The 1,700-nt window shown below is 40.3% G+C and carries 1 protein-coding gene; it reads left to right on the top strand.

The features are described from left to right. The first annotated feature begins 150 nt into the window (after nucleotides 1-150). The gene (locus N7974_RS20500; protein WP_262967386.1) at nucleotides 151-1,620 is read left to right on the top strand and encodes a TolC family protein; all 1,470 of its coding nucleotides are present in this window, start codon (nucleotides 151-153) and stop codon (nucleotides 1,618-1,620) included. Nucleotides 1,621-1,700 lie beyond the last annotated feature (80 nt).

Here is a 1,700-nt window from a genome sequence, read left to right as displayed (position 1 = left end):
GCTATGATTTCGTTCATGGTCAGTTTGGGTGCGAATGCTCTGTTAGAAGCGGTATTCTACCTTCTCTGACCTTTCTCTTTCCTTCGATATCTATAAATTACTCATGCCAATTGGCGAAGGTATTGTTCACTGAAAGTATTTAATATCTAAATGAAAACTAGAATTTATTATTGCCTAAGCATTTCGTTTTTACTGATCATTTTCAGTGGTTGCACAACGCTTAATACAGAGCTGTCTATTCCGGAAAAGGAAATGCCGGCAAGTTTCCAAAATCAAAAAAATAGCGCCACTATTGCAAGCATCAACTGGCGACAATACTTTACTGATACGCTGTTGCTAAAGTTGATTGATACCGCCATAACAAACAACATGGATTTGCAAATAGCATTGCAGCGAATTGAAATGTCACGTTCAAGCGTAAAATTGGCAAATGGTGCACTGCTGCCGCAAGTCAGTTTGAATGTAGGAGGCGGTGTACGAAAATTCGGGCTTTACACAATGGACGGGGCGGGTAACGCCACAACCGAGATTACCCCCGGGCAAACCGTGCCCGTCAATTTACCCGATATTTATTTTGGCTTACAGTCTTCATGGGAAATTGATGTTTGGGGCAAATTACGTAGCCAACGCAAGTCGGCTATTTCGCAATATCTATCCAGCATTGAAGGTACGAACTTTGTCATTTCAACGCTGGTTGCGGATGTGGCAATTTTCTATAACGAACTATTGGCATCGGATAATGAACTCGAAATTATTCGACAGACCATAGAGAAACAACAGGAAGCGTTGGCGGTTATTAAACTGCAAAAAGACGCCGGGAGAGCCAATGAGTTGGCAGTGCAACAATTTAATGCACAGTTGCTTAATACCCAGGTTTTGGAAAAAAATGCACTACAACAAATTACCGAAATTGAAAACAAAATTAACTTCTTGTTAGGTCGCTATCCGCAACCTGTTCAACGGGCAAAAAACATAATATTCAAAGAGCTTCCACAACAAATTTCAGCGGGATTTCCTTCGCAATTATTGGCTAACCGCCCCGACATTCGTGAAGCAGAATTTCAAATTGAAGCCAGCAAGTTTAATTTAAAAGCAGCAAAGGCAGCATTTTATCCGAACTTTAATATTACAGCGAGTTTCGGTTTTCAAGCCTTTAATCCCGAGTTTTTATTTTCGTCGCCTGCCTCAATTGCTTATTCTGTGATGGGGACTTTAGTTGCACCAATCATCAACAGGAATGCATTGAATGCACGTTTCAGCACCGCAAAAGCAAACCAGTTGACTGCCATGTATAACTATCAAAAAACAGTTTTAAACGCCTATGTGGAAGTGGCCAATCAACTCTCCAATATCCAGAATTTGCAACAAATCACTACCCTTAAAAAACAACAAAGCGAGGTATTGCAACAATCCGTTACAACGGCTAATGAACTATATAAATATGCCAGGGCGAGCTACCTGGAAGTACTTATTGCACAACAAAATGCCTTGCAATCCAATCTTGAATTGATCAATGTGACCAAGCAGCAGCGGTTATCAACAATTAACATTTACAAGGCCTTGGGAGGAGGATCCCCCTGCGTCAGAATAGTTGTCGCCTCAAATTTTAAGAAAAAATAAAATTTGAGATTAAAAATGAAAAAATATAAAAGGTATTCAGTAGGCTTCAGAGAGCAGGCCCTGGTAAAAGTATACAATCG

Origin of the sequence: Methylobacter psychrophilus, from assembly GCF_025583945.1 — a bacterium.
Taxonomy (GTDB): Bacteria; Pseudomonadota; Gammaproteobacteria; order Methylococcales; family Methylomonadaceae; genus Methylobacter_C; species Methylobacter_C psychrophilus.
Note: the sequence above shows the minus strand (reverse complement) of the source record. Positions and strands in the feature narration are given on the sequence as shown.